This window comes from Ruegeria sp. AH7 (genome assembly GCF_056541325.1).
This window is the reverse complement of the sequence record NZ_JBQFYF010000001.1, coordinates 720,137-744,524: the sequence shown is the minus strand read 5'-3', so window position 1 is coordinate 744,524 and position 24,388 is coordinate 720,137. Positions and strand designations below refer to the sequence as shown.

28 protein-coding genes and 1 tRNA gene are annotated in these 24,388 nt (G+C 56.7%); 17 read left to right on the top strand and 12 right to left on the bottom strand.

Features of this window, described 5'->3' with window-relative positions; translation table 11 throughout:
* Nucleotides 1-3: 3 nt before the first annotated feature.
* The 7 genes from ACR0JX_RS03780 to ACR0JX_RS03750 form a co-directional block, all read right to left on the bottom strand.
* Nucleotides 4-777 carry an ABC transporter ATP-binding protein gene (locus tag ACR0JX_RS03780; RefSeq protein WP_480541517.1) on the bottom strand — a complete coding sequence of 258 codons (774 nt, stop codon included), beginning with the start codon at nucleotides 775-777 and terminating at the stop codon, nucleotides 4-6.
* Entirely contained in the window at nucleotides 774-1,538 is a 765-nt protein-coding gene (locus ACR0JX_RS03775) for an ABC transporter ATP-binding protein (RefSeq protein ID WP_480541515.1), read from the bottom strand. Before ACR0JX_RS03775 ends, ACR0JX_RS03780 begins: the two co-directional genes overlap by 4 nt.
* On the bottom strand, nucleotides 1,535-2,632 hold the full coding sequence (locus tag ACR0JX_RS03770; protein ID WP_480541513.1) for a branched-chain amino acid ABC transporter permease: 1,098 nt from the start codon (nucleotides 2,630-2,632) through the stop codon (nucleotides 1,535-1,537). Before ACR0JX_RS03770 ends, ACR0JX_RS03775 begins: the two co-directional genes overlap by 4 nt.
* Before the next feature lie 3 nt (nucleotides 2,633-2,635).
* Nucleotides 2,636-3,511 carry a branched-chain amino acid ABC transporter permease gene (locus tag ACR0JX_RS03765; RefSeq protein WP_480541511.1) on the bottom strand — a complete coding sequence of 292 codons (876 nt, stop codon included), beginning with the start codon at nucleotides 3,509-3,511 and terminating at the stop codon, nucleotides 2,636-2,638.
* A 38-nt stretch (nucleotides 3,512-3,549) separates the two neighbouring features.
* The gene (locus tag ACR0JX_RS03760) at nucleotides 3,550-4,578 is read right to left on the bottom strand and encodes an alcohol dehydrogenase catalytic domain-containing protein (protein ID WP_480541509.1); all 1,029 of its coding nucleotides are present in this window, start codon (nucleotides 4,576-4,578) and stop codon (nucleotides 3,550-3,552) included.
* A gap of 196 nt (nucleotides 4,579-4,774) precedes the next feature.
* The gene (locus ACR0JX_RS03755; protein WP_480541507.1) at nucleotides 4,775-5,320 is read right to left on the bottom strand and encodes a hypothetical protein; all 546 of its coding nucleotides are present in this window, start codon (nucleotides 5,318-5,320) and stop codon (nucleotides 4,775-4,777) included.
* 217 nt (nucleotides 5,321-5,537) lie between these two features.
* Nucleotides 5,538-5,627 (bottom strand) — tRNA-Ser (locus ACR0JX_RS03750).
* A gap of 123 nt (nucleotides 5,628-5,750) precedes the next feature.
* Here ACR0JX_RS03750 and ACR0JX_RS03745 point away from each other — a divergent pair.
* From ACR0JX_RS03745 to ACR0JX_RS03705, 9 genes are all read left to right on the top strand, one after another.
* Nucleotides 5,751-6,593 (top strand): DUF2059 domain-containing protein, encoded by an 843-nt coding sequence (locus tag ACR0JX_RS03745; RefSeq protein WP_480541505.1) that lies wholly within the window; start codon nucleotides 5,751-5,753, stop codon nucleotides 6,591-6,593.
* A complete protein-coding gene (locus ACR0JX_RS03740; protein WP_480541503.1) occupies nucleotides 6,593-7,393 on the top strand; it encodes a DUF2059 domain-containing protein in 801 nt (266 codons plus the stop codon). The genes ACR0JX_RS03745 and ACR0JX_RS03740 overlap by 1 nt, the downstream gene beginning before the upstream one ends.
* Before the next feature lie 208 nt (nucleotides 7,394-7,601).
* Nucleotides 7,602-8,261: a 50S ribosomal protein L21 gene (locus ACR0JX_RS03735; RefSeq protein WP_480541501.1), complete on the top strand. Its 660-nt coding sequence runs from the start codon at nucleotides 7,602-7,604 to the stop codon at nucleotides 8,259-8,261.
* Nucleotides 8,262-8,272: 11 nt separating this feature from the next.
* Nucleotides 8,273-8,542, top strand: coding sequence for a 50S ribosomal protein L27 (gene rpmA / locus ACR0JX_RS03730; protein ID WP_039535512.1), 270 nt, complete (start codon nucleotides 8,273-8,275; stop codon nucleotides 8,540-8,542).
* A 93-nt stretch (nucleotides 8,543-8,635) separates the two neighbouring features.
* On the top strand, nucleotides 8,636-9,244 hold the full coding sequence (locus ACR0JX_RS03725; RefSeq protein ID WP_480541499.1) for a LysE family translocator: 609 nt from the start codon (nucleotides 8,636-8,638) through the stop codon (nucleotides 9,242-9,244).
* Nucleotides 9,241-9,777 (top strand): GNAT family N-acetyltransferase, encoded by a 537-nt coding sequence (locus ACR0JX_RS03720; RefSeq protein WP_480541497.1) that lies wholly within the window; start codon nucleotides 9,241-9,243, stop codon nucleotides 9,775-9,777. The genes ACR0JX_RS03725 and ACR0JX_RS03720 overlap by 4 nt, the downstream gene beginning before the upstream one ends.
* Nucleotides 9,778-9,814: 37 nt before the next feature.
* Nucleotides 9,815-10,849, top strand: a complete 1,035-nt coding sequence (obgE, locus tag ACR0JX_RS03715; protein ID WP_480541495.1) for a GTPase ObgE — start codon at nucleotides 9,815-9,817, stop codon at nucleotides 10,847-10,849.
* A complete protein-coding gene (gene proB, locus ACR0JX_RS03710; protein WP_480541493.1) occupies nucleotides 10,837-11,943 on the top strand; it encodes a glutamate 5-kinase in 1,107 nt (368 codons plus the stop codon). The genes obgE and proB overlap by 13 nt, the downstream gene beginning before the upstream one ends.
* Nucleotides 11,944-11,964: 21 nt before the next feature.
* The gene (locus ACR0JX_RS03705) at nucleotides 11,965-13,227 is read left to right on the top strand and encodes a glutamate-5-semialdehyde dehydrogenase (RefSeq protein WP_480541491.1); all 1,263 of its coding nucleotides are present in this window, start codon (nucleotides 11,965-11,967) and stop codon (nucleotides 13,225-13,227) included.
* Here the strand turns inward: ACR0JX_RS03705 and ACR0JX_RS03700 are convergent.
* Nucleotides 13,224-13,820, bottom strand: coding sequence for a histidine phosphotransferase family protein (locus ACR0JX_RS03700; protein WP_480541489.1), 597 nt, complete (start codon nucleotides 13,818-13,820; stop codon nucleotides 13,224-13,226). The two genes, ACR0JX_RS03705 and ACR0JX_RS03700, sit on opposite strands and share 4 nt — an antisense overlap.
* A gap of 43 nt (nucleotides 13,821-13,863) precedes the next feature.
* Here ACR0JX_RS03700 and ACR0JX_RS03695 point away from each other — a divergent pair, with 43 nt between their 5' ends.
* The 5 genes from ACR0JX_RS03695 to tsf all read left to right on the top strand — a co-directional run bounded on the left by ACR0JX_RS03695 (nucleotide 13,864) and on the right by tsf (nucleotide 17,662).
* Nucleotides 13,864-14,046 carry a DUF3553 domain-containing protein gene (locus ACR0JX_RS03695; RefSeq protein ID WP_480541487.1) on the top strand — a complete coding sequence of 61 codons (183 nt, stop codon included), beginning with the start codon at nucleotides 13,864-13,866 and terminating at the stop codon, nucleotides 14,044-14,046.
* Between the two features lie 100 nt (nucleotides 14,047-14,146).
* Nucleotides 14,147-14,902 carry an L-ornithine N(alpha)-acyltransferase gene (olsB, locus tag ACR0JX_RS03690; RefSeq protein ID WP_480541485.1) on the top strand — a complete coding sequence of 252 codons (756 nt, stop codon included), beginning with the start codon at nucleotides 14,147-14,149 and terminating at the stop codon, nucleotides 14,900-14,902.
* The gene (olsA, locus tag ACR0JX_RS03685) at nucleotides 14,868-15,743 is read left to right on the top strand and encodes a lyso-ornithine lipid O-acyltransferase (RefSeq protein ID WP_480541483.1); all 876 of its coding nucleotides are present in this window, start codon (nucleotides 14,868-14,870) and stop codon (nucleotides 15,741-15,743) included. Before olsB ends, olsA begins: the two co-directional genes overlap by 35 nt.
* 166 nt (nucleotides 15,744-15,909) lie before the next feature.
* Nucleotides 15,910-16,710: a 30S ribosomal protein S2 gene (rpsB, locus tag ACR0JX_RS03680; RefSeq protein WP_480541481.1), complete on the top strand. Its 801-nt coding sequence runs from the start codon at nucleotides 15,910-15,912 to the stop codon at nucleotides 16,708-16,710.
* Between the two features lie 76 nt (nucleotides 16,711-16,786).
* A complete protein-coding gene (tsf, locus tag ACR0JX_RS03675; RefSeq protein WP_480541479.1) occupies nucleotides 16,787-17,662 on the top strand; it encodes a translation elongation factor Ts in 876 nt (291 codons plus the stop codon).
* A gap of 338 nt (nucleotides 17,663-18,000) precedes the next feature.
* On the opposite strand, the gene ACR0JX_RS03670 is transcribed toward tsf, so the two are convergent.
* The 3 genes from ACR0JX_RS03670 to ACR0JX_RS03660 form a co-directional block, all read right to left on the bottom strand.
* Complete coding sequence (locus ACR0JX_RS03670) at nucleotides 18,001-18,756, bottom strand: LuxR family transcriptional regulator (protein WP_480541477.1); 756 nt, start codon at nucleotides 18,754-18,756, stop codon at nucleotides 18,001-18,003.
* A complete protein-coding gene (gene aroQ / locus ACR0JX_RS03665; RefSeq protein ID WP_480541475.1) occupies nucleotides 18,753-19,202 on the bottom strand; it encodes a type II 3-dehydroquinate dehydratase in 450 nt (149 codons plus the stop codon). Before aroQ ends, ACR0JX_RS03670 begins: the two co-directional genes overlap by 4 nt.
* A 123-nt stretch (nucleotides 19,203-19,325) precedes the next feature.
* Nucleotides 19,326-20,327: an NADPH:quinone oxidoreductase family protein gene (locus ACR0JX_RS03660; protein WP_480541473.1), complete on the bottom strand. Its 1,002-nt coding sequence runs from the start codon at nucleotides 20,325-20,327 to the stop codon at nucleotides 19,326-19,328.
* A 123-nt stretch (nucleotides 20,328-20,450) separates the two neighbouring features.
* Here ACR0JX_RS03660 and ACR0JX_RS03655 point away from each other — a divergent pair, with 123 nt between their 5' ends.
* Nucleotides 20,451-21,269 (top strand): SDR family NAD(P)-dependent oxidoreductase, encoded by an 819-nt coding sequence (locus tag ACR0JX_RS03655; protein WP_480541471.1) that lies wholly within the window; start codon nucleotides 20,451-20,453, stop codon nucleotides 21,267-21,269.
* A 13-nt stretch (nucleotides 21,270-21,282) separates the two neighbouring features.
* Nucleotides 21,283-22,311, top strand: a complete 1,029-nt coding sequence (locus ACR0JX_RS03650) for a phosphotransferase family protein (RefSeq protein WP_480541469.1) — start codon at nucleotides 21,283-21,285, stop codon at nucleotides 22,309-22,311.
* A 27-nt stretch (nucleotides 22,312-22,338) separates the two neighbouring features.
* On the opposite strand, the gene ACR0JX_RS03645 is transcribed toward ACR0JX_RS03650, so the two are convergent.
* Complete coding sequence (locus ACR0JX_RS03645; protein WP_480541467.1) at nucleotides 22,339-22,944, bottom strand: DsbA family protein; 606 nt, start codon at nucleotides 22,942-22,944, stop codon at nucleotides 22,339-22,341.
* A gap of 167 nt (nucleotides 22,945-23,111) precedes the next feature.
* Here ACR0JX_RS03645 and ACR0JX_RS03640 point away from each other — a divergent pair, with 167 nt between their 5' ends.
* On the top strand, nucleotides 23,112-24,344 hold the full coding sequence (locus ACR0JX_RS03640) for a serine hydrolase domain-containing protein (protein WP_480541465.1): 1,233 nt from the start codon (nucleotides 23,112-23,114) through the stop codon (nucleotides 24,342-24,344).
* Nucleotides 24,345-24,388: the final 44 nt, after the last annotated feature.

The window sequence follows — 24,388 nt, the reverse complement described above, 5'->3', positions numbered from 1 at the left end:
GCGTCACCTCCACGTCTTTTTGCGTTTCCAGCGGCGGTTTTCCCGCGCACCTTCTTCCTGCACGCCCAGATAGAAGTTCTGGATGTCCTCGGATTGTAAAAGCTTGTCAGCAGCACCGTCCATGACGATCCGCCCAACCTCCATCACATAACCATGATGGGCCAATTCCAACGCGGCGTGAGCGTTCTGTTCAACCAGCATCATTGTCATCTTCTGCTCTTCGTTCAGACGTTTCAGAATGCCAAAGATTTCCTGAACCAACAGCGGCGACAAGCCGAGCGAAGGTTCGTCCAGCAGCATGATCTTGGGGCTGGCCATCAGCCCCCGGCCGATCGCCAGCATTTGTTGTTGGCCGCCCGAAAGCGTTCCAGCCTCTTGCTCGCGCCGGTCTTTCAGGACCGGGAAGTAGCTGAACACCATCTCGCGGTCTTGTTCGATCTGGGCTTTGTCCTTGGCGGTGTAGGCTCCAAGGCTGAGGTTTTCATTGACGGTCAGCAGGGGAAACACTTCGCGTCCTTCGGGGACATGCACGATACCCTGTTGCACGACCTTATGAGGCTCAGATCCCTGAATATCCTGCCCGTCGAAGGTGATTTTGCCTTTTTCGGGGTCCATGACACCCGAAACCGTTTTCATCAGCGTGGTTTTGCCCGCGCCATTGGCCCCAAGGATCGAGACGATCTGACCGGGATACACATCGAGCGAGACACCGCGAATGGCCATGATCGGGCCATAAAAGCTTTCGATATTGCGGATTTTCAGGATCGGCTCACTCATGAGGCTTTCCCCAGATAGGCCTCGACCACGGCGGGGTGAGATTGCACCTCGGCGGGTGTTCCAAGGGCCAGTTTGGCCCCATCCGCCATCGCCAGAACCCGGTCGGACACACCCGAGACCAGCCCCATGTCATGTTCGACCATCAAAACGGTGATCTCCATCTGCCGCCGGATGTCATCGATCCACCAGCGCATATCGGTGGTTTCCTCGACCGACAGGCCTGAGGCCGGTTCGTCCAGCAGCAGCAGTTTGGGATCGGTGGCCAGCGCACGGGCGACCTCGACCACTTTTCGAACCCCATAGGGCAGGCCCGAGATCATCTTGTCGCGGTAAGCCTGCAGATCAAGGAAGTCGATGATCTGTTCGACCTTCTCGCGGTTTTCCAGCTCTTGCCTGCGGGCAGAGGGCAGAAACAAAACCTCGGACAGAAGGTTGGTTTTGCGATGCCGGTGCCGACCGACCAGCAGGTTTTGCAGCACCGTGGCATGTTCGAACAGCTCGATATTCTGAAAGGTCCGCGCCACGCCAAAGGCGGCCACGCCAGAAGGTTTCACCCGCAACAGATCATGACCGTCAAACCGGATCGAGCCCGCGACAGGGTCGTAGAAGCGTGAGATCAGGTTGAATACCGTCGACTTGCCCGCGCCATTGGGGCCGACGATGGCAAAAACTTCGCCTTCTTCAACCTCGAAGGAAAGACTATCGACCGCCGTGACACCGCCGAATTTCAGGGTGACATTTTCAAACTCAAGCAGGCTCATCTCAGACGCTCTGTCTTGAGATAGGATTTCTGCCGTTTGAACATGTCTTTGCGGTAGAACGGGAACAGCTCGAACCAGGTGCGGATTTTCAGCCAGCGGCCATACATGCCCAAGGGTTCGAACAGGATGAAGGCGATCAGGATCATACCGAAGATGCCGAATTCGAGTCCTGGAATGGCGACCGTGTTGCCGCCGAAGACCGCACCGACGTATTCCTTTGAGATTGACAGGAATTGCGGCAGGAAGCCAATTCCGATGGCCCCCAGAAACGCGCCATGGATCGAGCCCAACCCGCCGATCACGATCATCATCAGCAGCTGGATCGAAATCAGGACAGAGAAGGTCTCGTTGTTAAACGCCCCGGAGAACATGCCCATCAGCGCACCCGCCCAGCCGGTCACCGCGCAAGACAGCGCGAAAGAGATCATCTTAGTGCGCGCGATATCCACGCCCATGGCTTGCGCGGAAACTTCGGAATCCCGCACTGCGATGAAGCTGCGCCCCAATGGCGCGCGCAGCAGGTTGATATAACCCAGCGTAACCAGCACGGCGACGCTTAGCACCAGCCAAAAGAACGGTGCGGGCGTACCCCAACGATCCACGCTCAGCCCGAAGATATCGACGCCACCTATGAACTTGCCCGCCACGCCGCCGGTCAAAGGTTCGCTTAGAACAATCACGTCATCCATCAGGATCGACAGCGCCATCGTGAAGATCGCGAGGTAAATGCCATGCAGGCGCAGGGCAGGGATGGCGACGGTTACTCCCGCTATGCCGGTCAACACACCGGCAAGCGGGAAGGCGATCAAAAAGGGCACCCCCGCTTCGATCAGGATCACGTTGACATAGCAGCCAAACGCTAGAAACGCAGCGTGGCCCAGGCTGACCTGACCGGTGTGGCCGGTCAGGATCATTAGGCCCAAACCAGCGATAGCCCAAATTAGAACGTTGGTCAGTTCACCCAGATAGAAATCATCAAGCCACCATGGGGCCGCTGCGACGACAACAAGCAAGATCAGATAGAGGCTCAGCTGATAGCTGTCTTTCCAAGGGCGGATATCCTGCATGTAATCGGTTTTGAAAACGATACGCATGGCTCAGACCTTCTTGACCCGAACCTGGCTAAACAGGCCATTCGGTCGGAAAATCAGCACGGCCAGCAGCAGCGCATAGGGGGCGATCTGGCTGTAGCCAGCAGCGATATAGCGGCTGGCAAAGGGTTCGATCACGCCGACGATCAACCCGCCCGCAAGTGCGCCGGGCAGGCTGCCGAACCCTCCGATCACGGCTGCGGCGAAGGCTTTGATCCCCAGCAGGCCGGTGGTTGGGTCCACTGATCCTTTGGCAGCGAAGAGAATGCCCGCAATCCCTGCAACAACTCCGGCAAGCGCCCAGATGAAGCCCTGCACGCGCTTGACCGGAACGCCCATATAGTAGGCCGCCAACTGGTTCTGCGAGGCACCCTGCATTGCCAACCCAAGCTTGGTTTTGCTGAAAAACACGTAAAGCCCCCAGGTCAGCAGGATGGTTACGACGATGACGGCCACATCCTCCATCCCCAGTACAAGCCCGCCAAAACGAACTTCTTTCCCCGCCAGCGGGTTTTGCAGGGTATGAGGTTCATGCCCCCAGATCAGCCCGGCGACAAAGCGGATCACAAAGCCCAAAGCAATGGTCAGGATCACAACGGCGGTCTGGCTTTCCCCAAACATGCGGCGGATGATCAGCCGATCCAGCAGATACCCTAGCGCCCCCATGATCCCGAGTGAGATCGGCAGCGCCATCCAGAAGGGTAATCCCATATATTCGGTATTCGTCAGGCCAATGGTGACAAAGGCCCCCAGCATCATGAAATCGCCCTGGGCGAAGTTTACGGCTTCGGTCGCCTTGTAGATCAGAACAAAACCAAGCGCGATCAGGCCATACACACACCCGTTCGCCAGCCCGCTGATCAGCAGCTGCGCGTTATCCAAGCTTTCCTCCCCATGCTGGTGATCCAGCGTTTGTTCTACTATGGCGTGATAATCACCTTCCCGTCACTCTTTTTCAGCGCATCGGCCAGATTTGGGATCAGATTGCGGAGTGTAAGCCGTTCCGATACATCGGTTTTCCACCGCCCGTCGGCAAAGCGCGCTTGCACTTCAGCCACAACGCGCATTTGATCGGCGGGTGGCGTGGACATCATCCATTGGGTCAACCAGAACCCTTCGATCTGCTTGCCCATAAAGATCAGCTGGCCGGTTTGTGTCAGGGTAGGGGCTTCGCTGCCCAGCTTGCCATAACAGACCCAGCGCGCCCGGTTTGGCATCGCGCAGAAGATCTGTTCCGAGAGTTGATCCATCACCGCATCCAGGAACATGCGAGGTTTGAGTGTGGCGCTCAGTTCGGAGAATTTCTGCACAACATCTCCATCGGTGGTCACCAACACCTCAGTCGCGCCAAGGTCTTTGAGCATATCAACCGCCTCGGCCCGTCGGACCAGAGCAATGGGTTTCAAACCCAGATCGCGCCCCAGGCTGCACATCAGTTTGCCCAACTGGCTGGTCGCGGCCGAGAGGACAAAGGCGTCTCCTGCCTCTTTCGCCATGTCGACCATCGCCATCGCGGTCAGCGGATTGACGATTTGCGCCGCGCCGTCATCGTCCGAGATATCGGGGCGCAGCGGGATGCACATCTGCATTTGGGTCACGACATATTCGGCCCATGCGCCAGAGCCTGCGGCGACAAACGCCACACGCTTCCCTTGCGTGGCCTCGGCACCTTTGCCGCTGGCCACGACGTCTCCGCATCCTTCAAACCCGGCCGCAGAACCTTTAACCCGAGGCTGGCCATATTCGCCCTTGATAAAATGCAGATCAGACGGGTTCACCGATGCGGTGCGCAAGCGGATCAGAACCTGCCCGGGGCCAGGTTGGGGAACAGGCAGTTCCGCTTCGGCAAGCCAGTCACCAGCATTCTCGATCACCGGTCCGGTCATGGTGCCGGAATACCCATCATGTTTGAGAATAGTCGCGAACATCGTTTTGGGAATTTCAGTCACAGATGCGCCCTCGGTTCAGCGCGCTTTCCAGTGAGTTCCGAAATCAAATGACGTCAAGGGAACGCAACGCGGTTGGTTTGAAGACAAGCCAAACAAATGGGCGGTGCGGCGTCAATCGCGTGTCGCGCTGACGTAGCGGAATTGGCAACTTCTTACACAGAGGCAGGGCCAGCCGATAAGGCTGACCCAATATCTTTTACTGTTGAGTCAGCAGGTTGCGCAGGTCCTGGATCTTCTGCAGCAGGGTTTCTGGTGATGCTTTGATTTCGTCAAAGATCTGGATCGCCTGCGTTTTTAGCTCTTGCGTCAGGTCGCTGTCCTGAACAGAAGCGACCATCGCGTCATAGTCGAATTCTCCGGCGGTCAGCAGCCCGTCCTGCAGCCAGGAATTGAACAACTCCTGCCCCTGATTGGCCAAGGCGGCCACTTGCTCGCCGGCCTGATCCGCGGCATCCGAAACCGATGAAGCGGCTTCGCTGGCCTGATCTGCGGCCGCGTCCAACGCGTCCGAGGCGGCATCCTGAGCGGTGTCTACGGCATCACTGACAGCCTCCTGCGCGTCAGTAACCGCGTCATTTGCTACGTCGCCAGCAGCATCGGCAGTATCATTTACAGCATCGGCAGTATCTTGCGCCGCGTCCTGCAATTGCTCACCCGGAGTTTTCTCTGCCTGGTTAAAATAGAAATAGCCGCCAGCGCCGATTGCAGCGATGACAATGGCCAGAATTAGTGTACGCGACATGTGGTTCTCCTTTGAAATATGTGTCGCCGAGATGGGGCAAAACTATCTGTTCTCAAAGGGGAATTCTTTGTGTTTTTCTGCAACTGCGAGATATGGGCCAAGCTACGCTGATCCCGCGCCACCCGCGTGGCAAGAACACGCCCAATGCGAGATGGGAATGGGTTTAACCATGGTTTTGTATTGAGAAGAACGATCGATTTTGCTGGGCAAAACAAGCTGGCGGAGAGACAGGGATTCGAACCCTGGGTGGGCTTGCACCCACAACGGTTTTCGAGACCGCCCCGTTCGACCACTCCGGCACCTCTCCGCGGGGGTCTGTGAGGGGGGGATTTAGTTAGGAACGGGCAGGGGTGCAAGCAGAAAATTCCGGAATTCGGCAAAGCCGCGTTTTTCCATTGCCTAAAGGGGTAAAACACCTAGGCTCATCCATATGACACATCAACCACGCCGCTTCGCCATCGCCTTTTTCGCCTCGTTTGTCGCGCTGATCCTGTTGCCGTCGCTTGTTATTGCCGCCAATCGGGATCGGATTGAGGCGTTTCTGACCACAACCGGATTTGACGTTGCATTAGAAAGTATCGCTTTGGCATCCGGTTCAGCACCGCAAATGCTGGGGATTGATCCAGAAGGGTTCGGGTCTGATTGGACGCGCTTGACAGAAGAGGTGTTCGACACCGAGGGCATGCATGAAACTGCCGTTTCGATCCTGGAAGAGACGCTAAGCGACGATGCCCTGAACCACGCAGTCGATTTCTACGCATCAGATCTGGGTCAGCGTCTGGTCGAGGCTGAAAACGCCTCGCACATGGAAGAGGATGACGATGTCAAACAACAGCAAGGGCAGGAGATTTTTGCCGCGCTGGTGCAGGCTGGATCGCCGCGGGTAGAAAGCTACAAACGCATGAATGCGGCCGTTGATTCCTCGGGCACGTCCTTGAGGGCGTTGCAGGAAATTCAGGTGAGGTTTTTGCTGGCTGCAAGCGCGTCCGGCGTGATCGAATTGCAGTTGAGCGCTGATGAGCTGAGGCAGATGTTGAAAAGCAACGAAGCCGGGATGCGACAATCCTTGCAGCTTTCTGGTTTGGCGGGGGCGGCCTATACCTATCAGGCGTTCTCGGACACCGAAGTTGACGATTATGTGGACGCTTTGGAACATCCGCTTATGCAGGAAGTCTATGAGCTGCTGAATGCCATTCAGTATGAAATCATGGCCATGCGCTTCGAAGTGCTAGCCGCCCGCATGGCTGAACTGCACCCCGCTCAGGATATCTGATGCGCCTACTGCCCTTGTTTTCAGCGCTATTTGTCGGGGCCTTGCCAGCGTTCGCCAGTGAGAATGCCGAACAATTGGCCGAGGCCATGCGGCTTGACCAAGTGGCGCAAATTCTTGCGGAAGAGGGTGACATATATCGGCGCGAAGTGGATGAAACGCTGCTGGATAATGCGGGTGGAGATTTCTTCCAGGCTCAGGTGCAGGACATTTATGATCCGACCTGGATGCGCAACCAGATGCGTGACGCGTTTGCCGCCCAAATGTCAGACGCACAGATGGATCAGGCCATCGTCTTCTATAACAGCGATCTGGGTCAGACGGTCGTTTCGCTTGAAAACTCGGCGCGTCGCGCCTTTCTAACCCCCGAAATCGAGGAAATGGCGCGCGCGACATACAAGGGCGCATTACCTGACTCGATGTTGGTCGAACTCGTGACAGAGTTCATTGGGGTCAATGATTTGGTCGAGCAGAATGTGCAGGGTACGCTGAGCGCCCAATATAACTTCTTCAAAGGGATGACACTAGGCCAGCCCGGCGACGACGCCGAGTTGTTGGCGCAGCTTTTGGCCGAACAGGACGCCAAAACAGAAGACACCACCGAATGGCTCTATTCCTTTCTGCTAATGGCCTATGCACCGCTGGATGAGGCTGAAATGCGCGAATACATCGCCTTTTCCAGAACCAAGACCGGGCAGGCGCTGAATACCGCCTTGTTTGACGGGTTTGACCAGATGTTTAATACGATCTCGTTCCAGTTGGGCGAGGCTGTGGCGCAGGTTTTGAACGGGTCCGATCTTTGACACGCTTTGGTGTTGACTTTGGCCCTTAATCCATAGATAAGCGCGCATCCCGGCCGGTATACCGCGCCGGGTATCGTTATTATTTGACCCTTGGACTTGCTTCAAAGGTCATTCATCACAGCCCGAAAAGGGCGCGCTGTTCGAGGTGGCGAAAGCCGACAACACCCATGCGGGGACCGCAGAACGCGATTTGGAAAAGGAAAGACGCATGTTTGCGGTCCTCAAGACTGGCGGCAAGCAGTACAAGGTTCAGGCGGGCGATGTGCTCCGCGTTGAAAAACTGGCTGCCGACGCAGGTGAAAAAGTTCAATTCAACGATGTTCTGATGCTGGGCGGCGACGCTCCGGTTGTTGGTGCACCTTTCGTTGAAGGCGCGGGCGTACAAGCCGAAGTGATCGACCAGATCAAAGGTGACAAGGTCATCAAATTCGTCAAACGTCGTCGTAAACACAGCTCGAAGCGCACCGTTGGCCACCGTCAGAAGCTGACCCTGGTCAAAATCACCGATATCCTGTCGTCGGGCGCTGAAAAGTCGGGCATCAAAGCGGCGACCGGTTCGGTTTCCGCAGCGGCTGTCGAAGCAGCTGCGCCGAAGAAAGCACCGGCCAAGAAAGCTGCTGCAAAAAAAGACGCGGCACCCAAGGCTGAAGCACCCGCTGTTGACGCTGGCGCAGACGATCTGAAGAAACTGTCCGGTGTTGGCCCCGCGCTTGAGAAGAAGCTTCTTGCAGCTGGCATCACCACCTTTGCCCAGATTGCGGCATGGACGGAAGAAGACGTTGCTGCTATGGACGAGAAACTGTCGTTCAAAGGTCGGATCGAGCGTGAAGGCTGGATCGAACAGGCCAAAGAACTGGCTAAAGGCTAAGGAGAGAGAGAATGGCACATAAAAAAGCTGGCGGTTCCTCCCGTAACGGTCGCGACTCAGCGGGTCGTCGCCTTGGCGTGAAACTCTATGGTGGCCAGGCCGCCATCGCAGGCAACATCATCGTACGTCAGCGCGGCACTAAGTTCTGGCCGGGCGAAGGCGTTGGCATGGGCAAAGATCATACCATCTTTGCAACCACCGATGGCGCCGTGAAGTTCCATAAGGGACTTAAAAACCGCACCTTTATTTCGGTCCTGCCAGTGGCGGAGGCCGCAGAGTAAGCCGAGACCCAGAAGGTTAATAAAAATTTCACAGGGGACCGGCAGAAAGTGCCGGTCCCTTTTTCGTTTTAACCCAGTCGTGAACAAAACCCGATGACAGTCGCAACCACCAGTTTCCTCCTGTTCGCCGCCAGTCAGGTCGGCACGCCGGGACCAGCCAATATGGTCCTGCTGGGAACAGGTGCGCGCTATGGTTTTCGGGCGGCCTTACCATTTGTTGCAGGGGTCATCCTGGGCAAGCAGCTGATCATTTGGCCCGTTGGTTTTGGCCTGATGCAATTGGCGGATCGGGTGCCCATGGTGTTTGAGGTGCTCAAATACGCCTCGGCGGCCTATATCATCTGGCTCGCGTGGAAAATCGCCAATCTGCGCCTGTCGCGCGGTCAGGGCGATGTTGCGGTGCCGGGCTTTTGGTCAGGGCTGATCGTGCATCCGCTGAACCCCAAGGCCTGGGCCATGATCATCGCAGGCTTCACTGGTTTTGTCGCTGCGGGGACTTCGGCCTTTCAGGCGACTTTAACAATCGCACTTTGTTTGTTGTTTTGTCAGGTAATTCTTCATCCGATCTGGACTTTTGCGGGCGATAGAATCGCCCATGCGGTTGAAGGACGGCCTATGGAAAAATATCTGATGTGGACGTTAGCGAGTGTCACAGTTGCGTCCGTACTTTTCGTGTTGTTCGGAGGAGGAGCACAGACATGAAACTTGAGACGATAATCAACCAGCCGGTCATCGAAACCGAGCGGTTCGACCTGCGCCCACTGCGCCGTTCGGATATGGGTCTCATTGAACATTATGCAGGCGATGAGCGCGTGGCGCGCATGACCACAACGATTCCACATCCGCTGCCACCCGGTTCGACCGAGGCTTTTGTAACCCGTGCCATGGCGGATGAACGGGATGAGGACGTATGGGCGCTGGATGCCACCAAGGATGGCGGGCCGGAATTGATCGGCCTGATCTCGCTACAGCGGTTGGATCGTAACCAGGCCGAAATCGGCTATTGGGTCGCACCGGTTTACTGGAACACCGGCATCGCCTCATTGGCGGTAGAGGCTTTGGTTCTGGCCAACCCCCTACAGCATTCCAGCATGTTCGCCAGTGTGTTTCAGGACAATCCAGCCTCGGCGCGAGTGCTGACGCATTGCGGGTTTGAATATCTTGGCGATGCCGAGACCTATTCGGTTGCACGCGACGCAAATGTGCCCACCTGGACATATAGCAAAAAACTCTGACTTGTGGCCGATGGGGCCTTTGCAGTAGGGGACAGTCATGAAATTTCTCGATCTTGCAAAGGTCTACATCCGGTCCGGGGCCGGAGGTAGCGGCTGCGTCAGCTTTCGACGCGAAAAATACATCGAATATGGCGGCCCTGATGGCGGGGACGGCGGCAAAGGTGGTACAGTTTGGGCCGAAGTTGTCGATGGGCTGAACACCTTGATCGACTTTCGCTATCAGCAGCATTTCTTTGCCAAGAACGGACAGCCTGGTCGCGGTCAGCAGCGCACTGGCAAGGATGGTGATGACATCATCCTGCGTGTGCCGGTCGGGACCGAGATCCTGGATGAGGACGAAGAAACCGTGATCTGCGACCTGACAGAGGTCGGGCAGCGGTTTTCGCTGGCCAAGGGCGGCAATGGCGGGTTCGGCAACCTGCACTTCAAATCGGCGACCAATCAGGCGCCACGCCGCGCCAATCCGGGGCAGGCAGGGATCGACCGCACGATTTGGCTGCGGCTGAAACTGATCGCGGATGTGGGCCTGCTGGGCATGCCGAATGCGGGCAAGTCGACCTTTCTGGCCGCCACATCAAATGCGCGACCCAAGATCGCCGATTATCCGTTTACGACCTTGCATCCCAATCTGGGCGTTGTCGGCGTCGACAATGTTGAGTTCGTGGTGGCCGATATTCCCGGTCTGATCGAAGGTGCGCACGAAGGGCGCGGGATTGGCGACCGGTTTCTGGGACATGTGGAACGCTGCGCTGTGCTCCTGCATCTGGTCGATGGCACCTCAGAAACTGTGGCCGAAGACTATCGCACCATCATCCATGAACTCGAAGCCTATGGCGGTGAACTGGCTGATAAGCCACGCATTACCGTGCTAAACAAGGTGGATGCGTTGGATGAAGAAGAACGCGACCTCACCAAGGCCGAATTGGAAGAGGCGGTTGGCGGCCCTGTCATGACCATGTCAGGCGTTGCCCATCTGGGCGTGACCGAGGTGTTGCGTGCGCTGCGGGCCGAGATCGATGAAAACCGGCTGCGCCAGAAACCCGCGGAGGAGGCCCAATCGTGGCAACCCTGACCGCAGCCCGTCGTTTGGTGGTCAAGATCGGGTCGGCCTTGTTGGTGGACCGGCATTCCGGCGTGCTGCGTTCGGACTGGTTGAAATCGCTTGCACAGGATGTGGCCTGGCTGAAGGGGCAGGGGGCTGATGTCATTCTAGTATCCTCGGGCTCAATCGCCTTGGGCCGTGGCGTTTTGGGCCTGCCCTCCGCTACACTGCCGTTGGAGCAATCTCAGGCTGCCGCAGCGGTGGGTCAAATCCGACTGGCCCGCGCTTACGAAGAAGCGCTGACCCCGCATGAGATCACAACGGCTCAGGTGCTGGTCACTTTGGAAGATAGTGAGGACCGCCGCCGTTATTTGAACTCGCGCGCAACGTTAGAAACTCTGTTGGGTCTCGGCGTTGTGCCGATTGTCAATGAGAACGACACTGTAGCGACAGATGAAATCCGCTATGGCGACAATGATCGTCTGGCGGCCCAGATCGCGGTGACGGTAGGCGCGGATCAACTGATCCTGCTATCTGATGTGGATGGGTTCTATTCGGGCAATCCGAACGAAGATGCCTCGGCTAAACGATATGAAACCATTGATCACATCACACCTGAGATTGAAGCAATGGCGGGTGATGCCGGGTCTGGCCTGTCCAAAGGCGGGATGAAAACCAAATTGTTGGCGGCCAAGATGGCAACAGCCGCCGGATGCGATATGGCGATTACCGAAGGGTCAACGCTTAAACCTCTGCAATCGCTTGAGAATGGCGCAAACTGTACATGGTTTACAGCCAAGCTGGACCCGCACGCGGCGCGTAAGCGGTGGATTTCAGCAATGAAACCTCGGGGCGAGATCACCGTGGATGAGGGCGCGGCCAAGGCTCTTGCAAACGGCAACAGCTTGCTGCCTGCTGGAATTACCGAAGTGACCGGGGATTTCGGTCGCGGCGATCCGGTCGCGGTTCTGGATCCTCAGGCGCGGCGGTTGGCCCAAGGGATCAGTCGCTATACCGCGCAAGAGGCGGACGCCATCAAGGGGCGCAAGTCCTCGGAGATTGAGGCGACACTGGGCTATCCTGGGCGTGCGGCGCTGATCCACAGGGACGATTTGGCGCTTTAGCGGCGCAGAAAGGTGCACAAGATGAAAGACCTCGACAATATCCCCGCTCTGATGGCCGATCTCGGCAAACGCGCTAAGGATGCCGCACGAGAGCTGGCCTTTGCCAGTGCCGAGCGTAAACATGCCGCCCTGATCGCCGCCGCCGATGCGGTTTGGGCAAATCGTGCCGATATCATCGAGGCCAACAAAAAGGATCTGGAGTTCGGTCGCAATAAAGGCCTCAGCCCCGCAATGATGGACCGCCTGATGCTGGACGAGACCCGCATTCAGGGCATGGTCGATGGGCTGCGCACCGTTGCAGAACAGACTGACCCTGTGGGTGAGGTGATGACCGAATGGGATATGCCTTCGGGCCTGCATATCCAGCGGGTCTGCACGCCTTTGGGTGTGATCGGGGTGATCTATGAAAGCCGCCCGAACGTGACTGCAGATGCAGGCGCGCTCTGTCTGAAATCCGGCAATGCGGTGATTTTGCGCGGCGGTTCTGAAGGGTTCCATTCGTCGACTGCGATCCATGTCTGTCTGATCGAAGGTCTGAAAGCGGCAAACCTGCCGGAAGATGCCATTCAACTCGTTCCGACCCGTGATCGTGCTGCGGTTCAGGAATTGCTGACCATGACCGAATATGTGGACGTTATCGTGCCGCGCGGGGGCAAAGGGCTGGTCGGGTTGGTGCAACGTGAGGCGCGTGTGCCTGTCTTTGCGCACCTGGAAGGTATTGTTCACATCTATGTCGACAAAGCCGCTGATCCGCAGAAAACGCTTGAGGTGGTGCTGAACGCCAAAACTCGACGCACAGGTATCTGCGGTGCGGCGGAATGCCTTTTGATCCATCAGGATATTGCCGAAACTCTGGGGCGTGACCTGATCGCTGCTCTGATCGCCGCAGGCGTCGAAGTCCATGCCGAGGGCGCGTTGGCCGTTGATGGAACGCTCCAGGCGACGGCCGATGATTGGGGCAAAGAGTTTCTAGACAGCATCATTGCCGCCAAACCGGTAGCCGATATTGATGCCGCCATCGCGCATATCCAGCAGTTTGGCTCGAACCATACCGATTGCATCATGACCGAGGATAATCAGGCGGCATCGCGTTTCTTTGAGCGGCTCGACAGTGCGATCCTGATGCACAACGCCTCGACCCAGTTTGCCGATGGTGGCGAGTTTGGGATGGGCGCAGAGATTGGGATCGCAACCGGCAAGATGCATGCGCGTGGCCCGGTAGGTGCGGCACAGCTGACTAGTTTTCAGTATCTGGTGCGCGGCAACGGCACGGTCCGGAGCTAAAACCTCAGCGCTACACGGGTCGAACTGGTTTCGACCGCGACCCGCCGTCCCATCGTTGCTGCCGATTCGGGCAATAGTGCAAATTGCACCTGTGCAGGCGTGATTTTGCCCAAGGGGTGTCCTGTGGCGACACTTTTCCACAAGTCGCTGTCAACATTCAGTTTATCAGCGGTTCCGACAACCTGACAGCCCGAGCCAATGGTTGAGATTTCGACTTCACCCCCCAAAGGCATCGCGCTTTCGCAGCACATCAGTGCCAGAAAGGCCAGCTTAACCTGATTGCGCGGCACCGGCTCCGTCAGGTTCCACCTGACCCGAACGCGCCCGGCACGTTCGATATCGTTCAGCAGCTCTGCTATTTCGGTCTTGCCCAAGGGCTGATCGCTGGCCGCACCAAAGGCCACGCGAAAAAACCGGATGCGCGCACCAGCGCTGCCGACGCTGCCCGAGATCAATTCCATCTCGGGGCCTTGAACCGCGCCCACCATCTCGAGCAGTTCCAACCCGTTGGTGATTGCGCCGATCGGGCTGATCAGATCGTGACAGATCCTCGATCCGATCAATTCGGCCAGGTTGACGTCTGATGCGCCCATGCGTACCTCCTGCTGTATCTGCCGCAGGATACAAGGGACCCGCATGACAGACATGAATGCTATTCTTGCACCGGGCATGTTTGTTCGCCACCCGGATTTCCCCGAATGGGGTGTCGGACAGGTACAGTCCAACATCGCAGGCAAGATCACCGTAAACTTCCGCGAGCAGGGGAAAGTGGTAATCAATGGAACGCGCATCGCCCTGATGCCCGTCTTTGATCCGTGAAACTGGTTTAGGAAAGGTTAACAACCCTGACCAAAGGTGCAACAGTTGCGCCTGGTCGAAAGACTGCGGTATCAGCCCCTAAACGAGAACGGATCACCTTATGCCAGATACTGGCCCCACCTTTACAGTAAAGCTCGCCGAGACCGAGGCTGAGCTGCGCGCCGCACAGAAGCTGCGCTATGACGTCTTTGTGAGTGAACTGGGCGGTGGTGGTGACCTGGTAGATCACGAAGCCGGGCTCGAGAAAGACAGGTTCGATCCGTATTTCGACCATATGCTGGCTTATGACGACGGCACCGGGGAAATCATCGGCGTTTACAGGATGTTGCCTGGGGAACGGGCAGCAGATATCGGGCAATTTTACTCCGAAGATGAATATGATCTGAGCGTGCTGAAAAACAGCGGACGCCGGCTGTTGGAGCTAGGTCGATCCTGCCTGCACAAAGATTATCGCGGCGGCTCGGCGATGTATCATCTTTGGAACGGGCTGGCCGGTTATGTCGCAGAGCGCCAGATCGAAGTTCTGTTTGGTGTGGCCAGCTTTCACGGCACGGATGTGGCCGCCTTGGCCCAGCCCTTGGCGATGCTGCATCACAACCACCTTGCTCCGCCTGATCTGCGCGTGCGGGCGCAGGCGGATGTGTTCCAATCCATGGATCTTGTCGCGCCTCAGGATCTGGATCGCCGCGCCGCAATGGTTCAGGTGCCGGCGCTGATCAAAGCCTATCTGCGGTTGGGCGGTTTTGTGGGCGAGGGGGCATTTATCGACCACAACTTTAACACGACGGATGTTTGCCTGATCCTCGACACCGCGCGCATGAATGAACGCCAAAGGCGCATCTACGGTGGAGCGTAACGCGGTGAGCGATCCCCTCTGGAACAGCGAAGACGCGCCGGACCCGATTGAGTTGGGGCCGGTTGGCTGGGTTCTGGTCCTGCTTCGCGGCGTGCCCTTGGCCGTTCTGGTCTTTGGCGGGCTGATCATCTTGCTGCTGGTGCGCCTTGTTGAACGGCCACTTTATGGACTACACCGCCCGGTCACGCCATTCATCACCCAATTCGTCTGCCGCAACGCCTTTCGCATCCTCGGAATTACGTTCACGACATCGGGTGCGTTAATGCAGCATTGCGGGGCTGTTGTGGCCAACCATACTTCGTGGCTGGATATTTTTGCCCTCAATGCACGTAAGCGGATTTATTTTGTCTCAAAAGCCGAAGTGGCGCGTTGGCCCGGCATTGGCTGGCTGGCGCGGGCAACGGGCACGGTCTTTATCGAGCGGAACCCCAAAAAAGCAAAAGAACAGACCAAGATTTTCGAAGATAGGCTGAAAGCCGGACATAAGCTGTTGTTTTTTCCAGAAGGCACCTCGACCGACGGGTTGCGGGTTTTGCCATTTAAAACAACGCTTTTCGCCGCGTTCTTTACAGAAGAGTTGCGCGATTTCATGTATGTACAGCCCGTTACAGCGGTGTTCCACGCGCCAGATGGACAACCAGCCCGCTTTTATGGCTGGTGGGGAGATATGGAGTTCGGTCCGCATCTGCTCAAGACATTGGGTGCGCGGCGACAGGGAGCGGTCGAGTTGATTTACCACGCACCAGCCAAGGTCCGCGACTTTGAAAACCGCAAAGCGCTGGCGGCCTGGTGTGAGCAAGCCGTTCGTCACGCACACAGCTTGGCGCGGCTTGAAAAATAAGGGCATTTGACGCTTGCACTACCCCAAAACCTGCCGTATACGCGCGCCATTCAAACCCGCAGGCGGGGTTTGGGCTTTTTGAGGGAGACATCCTTATCAGGCCCGCCGGTTGGAGCATCCGCTTCTTTCACCCCCGCCCAGGCGTAAACCGGAAAAGGAAAATAGCATGGCTCTTCCCGAGTTCACCATGCGTCAGCTGTTGGAAGCTGGCGTTCACTTTGGTCACCAGACACAGCGTTGGAATCCCCGCATGGGCCCGTTCATCTACGGCTCGCGCAATGGCATCCACATCATGGACCTGACCCAGACCGTTCCAATGCTGGATCAGGCGCTGCAGGCTGTTCGTGACACCGTTGCAAAAGGCGGCCGTGTCCTGTTCGTTGGCACCAAGCGCCAGGCGGCTCAACCGATCGCTGAGGCAGCCGAAAAGTCGGCTCAGTATTTCATGAACCACCGCTGGCTGGGCGGCACGCTGACCAACTGGAAAACCGTTTCGCAGTCGATCAACCGTCTGAACCAGATTGACGAAGCAATGGAATCGGGCGCAGAAGGCCTGACCAAGAAAGAGCGTCTGGGCATGGAACGTGACCAGGCCAAGCTGCAAGCTTCGCTAGGCGGTATCCGTGAGATGGGTGGCGTTCCTGATCTGCTGTTCGTCATCGACGTCAAGAAAGAAGCACTGGCCATCGCCGAAGCCAACAAGCTGGGAATCCCGGTTGTGGCTGTTGTCGATACCAACTGCTCGCCTGACGGTGTAGACTACATCATCCCTGGCAACGACGACGCAGCGCGCGCCATCGCTCTGTACTGCGATCTGGCCGCACGTGCCGCTCTGGACGGTATGACCGCTCAGATGGGTGCAGCAGGCGTTGACCTGGGTGCGTTCGAAGAAGCTCCGGTTGAAGAAGCCGTTGCCGAAGAAGCGCCTACGGAAGAAGCCGCGCCGGAAGCCAAAGCCGAAGCGTAAGCTGCCCGTCACGTTACTGACATATGGGGCAGGGTAGACCTGCCCCAAATCCGTTTGAATTGAGGAGAGCCTAAAGATGGCAATCACAGCAGCAATGGTTAAAGAACTGCGCGACTCGACCGGCGCAGGCATGATGGACGCAAAAAAAGCGCTGACCGAAACCGGCGGCAACATGGACGAGGCCGTTGACTGGCTGCGCACCAAAGGTCTGGCCAAAGCGGCGAAGAAATCGGGCCGTACCGCAGCAGAAGGTCTGGTTGCTGTTCACGTCAACAGCGGCACCGGTGTTGCAGTCGAAGTGAACTCGGAAACCGACTTCGTTGCGAAAAACGCTGAATTCCAGGAAATGGTCGGCAAGATCGCATTTGCGGCAGAAGGTGTCGACGATGTTGACGCGCTGCTGGCGGCTGACCTGGGCGGCAAAAACGTTGCCGACACGCTGACCGACAAGATCGCCACCATCGGCGAGAACATGTCGGTTCGGCGTATGGCCAAACTGTCGGGCGACACGGTTGTGTCCTACGTCCACAACGCCGCCACCAACGGCATGGGTAAAATCGGTGTTCTGGTTGCTCTGACTGGTGGTGACGAGGCGATCGGCAAGCAGGTTGCGATGCACATCGCGGCTGTGAACCCGGCGGCCCTGTCCGAGGCGGACATGGATCCGGCGATTGTCGAGAAGGAAAAGCAGGTTCAGATGGACATCGCCCGCGAATCCGGCAAGCCGGAGCAGGTGATTGAAAAAATGATCATCGGTCGCATGAAGAAATTCGTCGCCGAATCGACTCTGCTGAATCAGCAGTTCGTTGTGAATCCTGATCTGACCGTCGAAGCGGCGGCCAAAGAGGCAGGCGCCACCATCACGGGCTTCATTCGTCTGGAAGTTGGCGAAGGCATCGTGGTCGAAAAAGAAGACTTCGCAGCCGAAGTCGCCAAGGCGGCTCAGGGCTAAGGCCTTTCAAAGGCCCCGGTCTGGGGCCTTTTCAAAGCATCGAAACGGGTTGTGCTGGTCGCAGCCCGTTTTTTGCTTCCAACAAACTGAAAATAGAATGGAGGGCCCCGCATGATGGGGATGGTCGAGGCCCCCCAAATTTCCGACCTAGTGACGCGGACAAATAGGCGCCCCTGTGTCAGAGTGATCAGAGAGCTTTGATATTGCAAAGATCTGATCGAAGTGTTCCCTGGCTAAAGCCACCACTCACGGAACAAGACCAATTTGCAATTTTGTGGCCCAATCCGGAAGTCATGTTTTCCTTACCTAGGGTAAACTGTCGTGAATATCCCCGGTGCTCAGGCTTCCATCAGGAACATCTGATTGTGCAGAGATGCCTTTAGTACGGCCTGTGCTGTGGTCTCAACCGACAGGGATTCACGCGCCAGTCTCAGGTGCTTTTCTACGGTTGCCGAGGTCAGCCCCATCAACAGCGCAATATCCTGCGTAGTCTTGCCATCGCCGACCCATTCCAAAGCTTCGCGCTGCCGCTTTGTCAGCGCGCGGTTGGGCGGGTTGTAGGGCAGGGTCAGGATTTTCAGATGCGCCATATTGTTCATGAGCAATAGGTCATCGCCGTGCTCAGCCCAGATCGCATCAACCTCATCCTGGCTAAGCCCGTCCTGCGCAGACAGCGAAATGGCCCCTTTTGAGCGCAAAGAAACAGAGTTGAAACTGACCGTATAGCCGTTCACAACGCCCATCGATCGATTGAAATCGATCACTCTCTGCTCTTCAACACTCATCTGGCCTGTGGACATCATCTGTTGGATCATTTGCCAACTGGCCGCGCCTTCATTGTCTAGCGCCCATTTGAGCATCGGGGCGTGAAAATACATCCCATGTTGCAGAAAGCCATCCGTGTAGGCCGGATCATGGTTGGACAGGATTACAAAGTCTTCGGGATCGCCCAACGAGGTTTCGGTCCGGTACTGCGTATAACCATAGATCAGCCGGTCAAAGCCAAACAGCGCCATTTGGCGGCAATGGGCGTCCCACAACTCTTCCAGCGTTTTGGCATAGCTCACAAAGTGCAGATACTCGTTTAGCTTCATCTGCCACCCGTTGCCCCAAGATGGGCCGCTATAGCGTCTAGCGCCAGAACGTAACTTTGCACACCAAATCCGCAGATTTGCCCCAGCGCGACTGGGGCAACAAAGGACTTATGACGAAACGCTTCACGGGCGTGAATATTCGACAGATGCACTTCGACCAGCGGCAACCCGACGGACGAGATCGCATCCATCAGCGCCACGGATGTATGCGTATAGCCGCCCGCATTCAGGATCAGCCCACGCTGTGTTTCGCGCGCTGCGTGAATGGCATCGATTAAGGCGCCTTCGTGGTTCGACTGAAAATGGGTTACGGTCAGACCAAGCTTAGCGCCATGGTCAACACACAGATCCTCGACCATCTGCAATGTGGTGCTGCCATAAACCTCTGGCTGGCGGGTGCCAAGCAGGTTCAGGTTCGGACCATTCAAAACCAGAATGTTCGTCATGTCTTTTTATTCCCCATCACTGGTTCATAGCCACGATTAGCCTGAGTTGTCTACTGCGCTTTGTTGCGCAGTGAAACAATCCCTGCCGGCTGCAGAACCGTCTTTCACGCCGTTCTGTGACCCTCAGGTCGCGTCCGGTGTGATGACCAGTTTGCCCAACACGGAACGATCTGCCAGTAGCTTCAACGCATCGGCAGCCTTATTCAGGGGGAACTGCATGCTGATGCGGGGTTTGATTTGTCCCTTTGCATAGAGTGTAAATAGCTCTGCAACATTCTGCGCATGACCCTGAGGATCACGGTACACCGACGCGCCCCAAAAGACGCCAACGATCTGGCACCCTTTGAGCAAAGGTAGGTTCAGCGGAAGGTTGGGGATGCCAGCAGGGAACCCCACCACCAGAAAACGCCCGTTCCACGCCATGCTGCGCAACGCGGGTTCGGCAAACGACCCGCCGACGGCATCATAGACAACATCCACGCCATTGGGACCGGCCAGCGCTTTGATCTGGCCCGAGAACGCCTTTTGGGCGTCTTTGTCCATCTCGCGCGGATAGACGATCGTTTCATCCGCACCAATCTGTTTGCAAAATACGGCCTTGTCCTCGGATGACACGGCGGCGATCACCCGCGCACCCATAGCTTTGCTCAGCTCAATCGCGGCAGAGCCGACACCACCCGCGGCCCCCAAGATCAGTATGGTTTCACCGGCTTGAAGCAATGCCCGGTCCTTGAGCGCGTGGTATGAGGTGCCATAGGTGAAAATGAAACAAGCCGCGTCCTCATAGGGCATACCATCCGGAAACTTGATGGCAGTGGCGGCCTTGATCGTCAGGTGGGTCGCAAACCCGCCATAACCCGTCAGCGCCAGCACCCGATCACCAGGTTCAAACCCTGTTACGCCCTCTCCGATGGCCAGAACATCTCCGGCGATTTCTCCGCCGGGGGCAAAGGGGCGCGGTGGTTTCATCTGATAGAGGTCACGAATGATCAGCGTATCCGGGAAATTCACCCCGGCCGCCTTCACAGCAATCAACAGCTCGCCCTTGCCGGGCGATGGATCGGGCAGGGTGGTCAGTTCCAAAGTCTCTGGCCCACCGGGGGCGACGCTGAGTAATGCTTGCATGTTGACCCTGTTGTCCCTGTTATTCTGGTATCGGAAACTTTTGAGGCTGGGTTATGTATTGTCAACGGCCACCTCTGGTTCCCGTCACGGCAACCGCCACCACGTGTAAGTGAGGAGACACCCATGACCCCCGAAACCCTTTTTTCACTTCAGGGTAAAACCGCGCTGGTCACAGGCGGGGCCACTGGAATTGGCCGCATGGCTGCCGAAGCACTGGTGCGGGCCGGGGCCTATGTGATGATCGCCTCACGCAAGGGTGAGGCCTGCGCTGCGGTCGCTGAAGAACTCAACGCGCTGGATGCGCCGGGAAGCGCGGTCGGGTTTGCGGGCGACCTGGGCAGCAAAGAGGGGATCGAGGCGCTTGTTTCTGACATCAACGCGCGGACGGAGACACTGGATATTCTTATGAATAATTCTGGTGTCAGCTGGGGTGCGCCGATGGGTCAGTTCCCCTATGAGGCCTGGGACAAGGTGATGTCTGTCAACGTGACGGGCATTTTCGAACTGACGCAAAGACTGCTGCCGTTGCTGATGAAATCCGGAACAGCCGAGGACCCGGCGCGGGTCATCAATGTCGGCTCGGTGATGGGTGAAGTGCCCATGGGCGATGGCGCTTACAGTTATTCCGCCTCGAAGGCAGCTGTGCTGCATCTGACCAAAATCCTGGCCAAAGAACTGTCACCCTATCATGTCACCGTCAACGCGTTGGCCCCGGGGCCTTTTGTATCGCGGATGACCGCTTTTGCGACTGCGGATGAGGATACGCGCGATAGGGTTGGTAAATCCGTGCCTTTAGGACGCGTAGGTCGGGATGAGGATATTGCAGGCTGTATGCTGTTCCTGTGTGGTCGTGGCGGAGGATACGTAACAGGCGCAGTCATTCCGGTGTCAGGCGGAATTAACGTCGTAACCGCTCCGAATATCTTTGCCGAAGCCCTTTAGGTGAGGATCGGACATGACAACCAACACCGATTTGGACTTGGCTGCCATCGACACCTACCTATCAGCGCATTTGAAAGGCTATAGCGGCCCGCTTGAAGCCAGAAAATTTGCGATCGGGCAATCCAACCCGACCTATGAACTGCGCACGCCTACAAGGTCTTATGTGCTGCGTCGCAAACCGCCCGGGGTGCTTCTGAAATCAGCCCACGCCGTAGATCGCGAATTTCGCGTGCAAAGTGCCTTGGCCGACAGCCCGGTTCCGGTGCCCAAGATGCTGGTGCTGTGCGAGGACGAAACCGTCATAGGTTCAGCCTTTTATGTCATGGAGCGTCTTAAAGGTCGGGTCTTCCTGCAACCCACAATGGAAGGTGAAAGCAACGCGATCCGCAGCGCTGTTCTGGACGAAATGAACCGCGTTCTGGCAGAGCTTCATATGGTGGATATCGATGCTGTAGGCCTGTCAGACTACGGGCCAACTGGCAACTACTTTGAGCGCCAGATATCCCGATGGACCAAGCAGTATCGCGCCTCTGAAACCACTGATATTGCTGATATGAACGCGCTTATCGAAGCGCTCGCCTCTGCGATCCCTGATGATGACGGGCAGCGCACGCTGGTGCATGGGGATTACCGCATCGACAACCTGATGTTTGCTGCAGATGGGACCAGCTGTATTGGCGTTCTGGATTGGGAATTGTCCACAATCGGCCACCCCTACGCCGATCTGGCCGCAGTGATCATGCAATGGCAGATGCCACCCGGCAAAGAAGGGCGCGGGCTGGCTGGTATAAATCGGGATCAGCTCGGCTTGCCCAGCGACGCTGCCTTTATTGCGAAGTATTGTGCACGGCGCGGGTTGCCGAGGATTGACAACTTCGGCTTCTACCTGGCGTTCAACTTCTTCCGAATGGCAGGAATCCTACAAGGTGTCTACAAACGCGCGCTGGATGGGAACGCCTCGGACCCGAAACGAGCGCAGGCGTTCGGGGCCTATGTCCCCGTTTTTGCGCAACATGGTTTGGCTGCACTTGAGCAGGATTAATATATTGCGATAGAGCTTTGTTTTGGATCACTTATGTAGCGCGAGTTCCAGATCCAGATTGCCCAGACTGTTCTTTCCAAAGAACATCTCAGTCCCTGCAAACATGCTGGGCACGCCAAAGACGCCGCGCCTGACCATGGCCTTGGTTTGCTCTTTCAACATCTGCTTGGTTTCAGGCGCCGCAATCGCCTCACGGATTTTGCGAACGGGCAGTTCTGCCTCACGCAGGATGTCAGTCAGCACACCCAGTTCCTCCACCTTCTGACCATGCACCCAGATCGCGTCAAAAACGGCATCTATATATTTGTTTTCCCATGACTTACCCGATGCATAATATGCACCGCGCATGGCGAATTTGCTATTGATCGGGAAATGCGGACTCATGTGGAAACTCACGCCACGCCGCCGGGCAAAGCGGTGCAGATCGTGGGTCAGATAGGCTGTTTTTTGACGATTTTCGGAAAACGCCTCGAACGGGCTCTGGTTGTTGGTCGATTTGAATACACCGGACAACAGCACCGGGATCGGGTTGATCTTCGCCTTGTGCTTTTTGGCAAGTTCCGGCAGCATCTTATATGCAAGAAACGCGTTTGGGCTGCTGAAATCGTAAACGAAATCTATAGTTTGCGCCATGTTGATACTCCAATCCGGGGTGTCAGCAGATTTTAGAACAGGCACACAACGAATCCGCGACAAGGGCCGTCTTTATGTGGAAACAATCGCTTATGGGCTGGGCAAAGCAAAGGCCAATTTTCTCGATTTATCACTGACCGGTTCCACTCAGCAAAGCAACAGATTTCATGACCCACCCCGTACACAGCTTTGACCCAGACCGCCTTAACCGCATTCGCAGTTGGATGGAGCGCTACGTCACCGAACGTAAATACGCTGGCAGCGCCTTTCTGCTGCATCACAAAGACGCCGAGGTGCTTTTTCATGCCTGTGGTCAGCGCAGCGTTGAAAACAACCTGCCATTCCAACGCGATACTCTGGCGCGGATTTATTCGATGACCAAGCCCATAACCTCGGCCGGGTTGATGATGTTGGTCGAACAGGGTTTGATCCATCTTGATGCACCGTTGTCCGAATTTATACAGGAATTCAATGATATACAGGCCCTTGTTCCTGGCGCCACCCGACTGGATCAAACCGAAACAGCAACCAGCCCGACGCTGCATCACCTACTGACGCATACAAGCGGTCTGAGCTACCCGTTCAATCCCGGCGTTTTGCCTGAGGCCATGGAACAGCAGGATTTGCTGTTCAAACCCAATCAGGGCCTTCTGGCAGATCGGGTCCGTGATCTTGCGCGCTTGCCACTGGCATTTCAACCCGGTGCGCGTTGGGAATATTCCGTCGGCATTGACGTTCTGGGTCGCGTGATCGAAATTGTCTCAGGCCAACAGTTGGGTCAATATTTCGACCAGCAGATCTTTGCGCCTCTGGGCATGTGGGAAACCGGTTTTTCCGTGTCCAAAGGGGTAGGGGATCGCTTTGCGTCTCTTTATTCTCCCTTGTCGGGTGATGCGATGGCGCTGAACTCAGCCGAACGGGGCGGTGAAACACTGCGATTGGTGGATGAGGCCGGGTCGTCCCCCTTTGAAAACACCTCGACTTTTTCGGGTGGGGGCGGATTGATCGGCACCATCGATGATTATGCCAAATTCGTCGGAATGCTGCGCAATCGAGGGACAGCGAACGGGCATAGGATTCTGGGCCCCAGAACCGTAGACTTTATGCTTTGCAATCACTTACCCGGCGAAATTGCATCAATGGGTCCTAGCAGTTTTGCCGAACAACCGATGGAGGGGATGGGCTTTGGCCTCGGTGGGTCCGTGGTTCTGAACCCTGCAAGGATGCGTGTGCCCGGCTCGGTTGGCGATTTCAGTTGGGGTGGCATGGCCTCAACCTATTTCTGGCTTGATCGCGAAAGCGATCTGAGCGGTATCTTTTTTACTCAGTTGTCGCCCTCGAGTTCTTATCCGTCACGGGCCGAGTTAAAGGCGCTGGTACTAGGTGCGGTGATTGATTGATCCGAAGGCGACTGATAGGCGGATATCTGTCACACTCAGAGAGC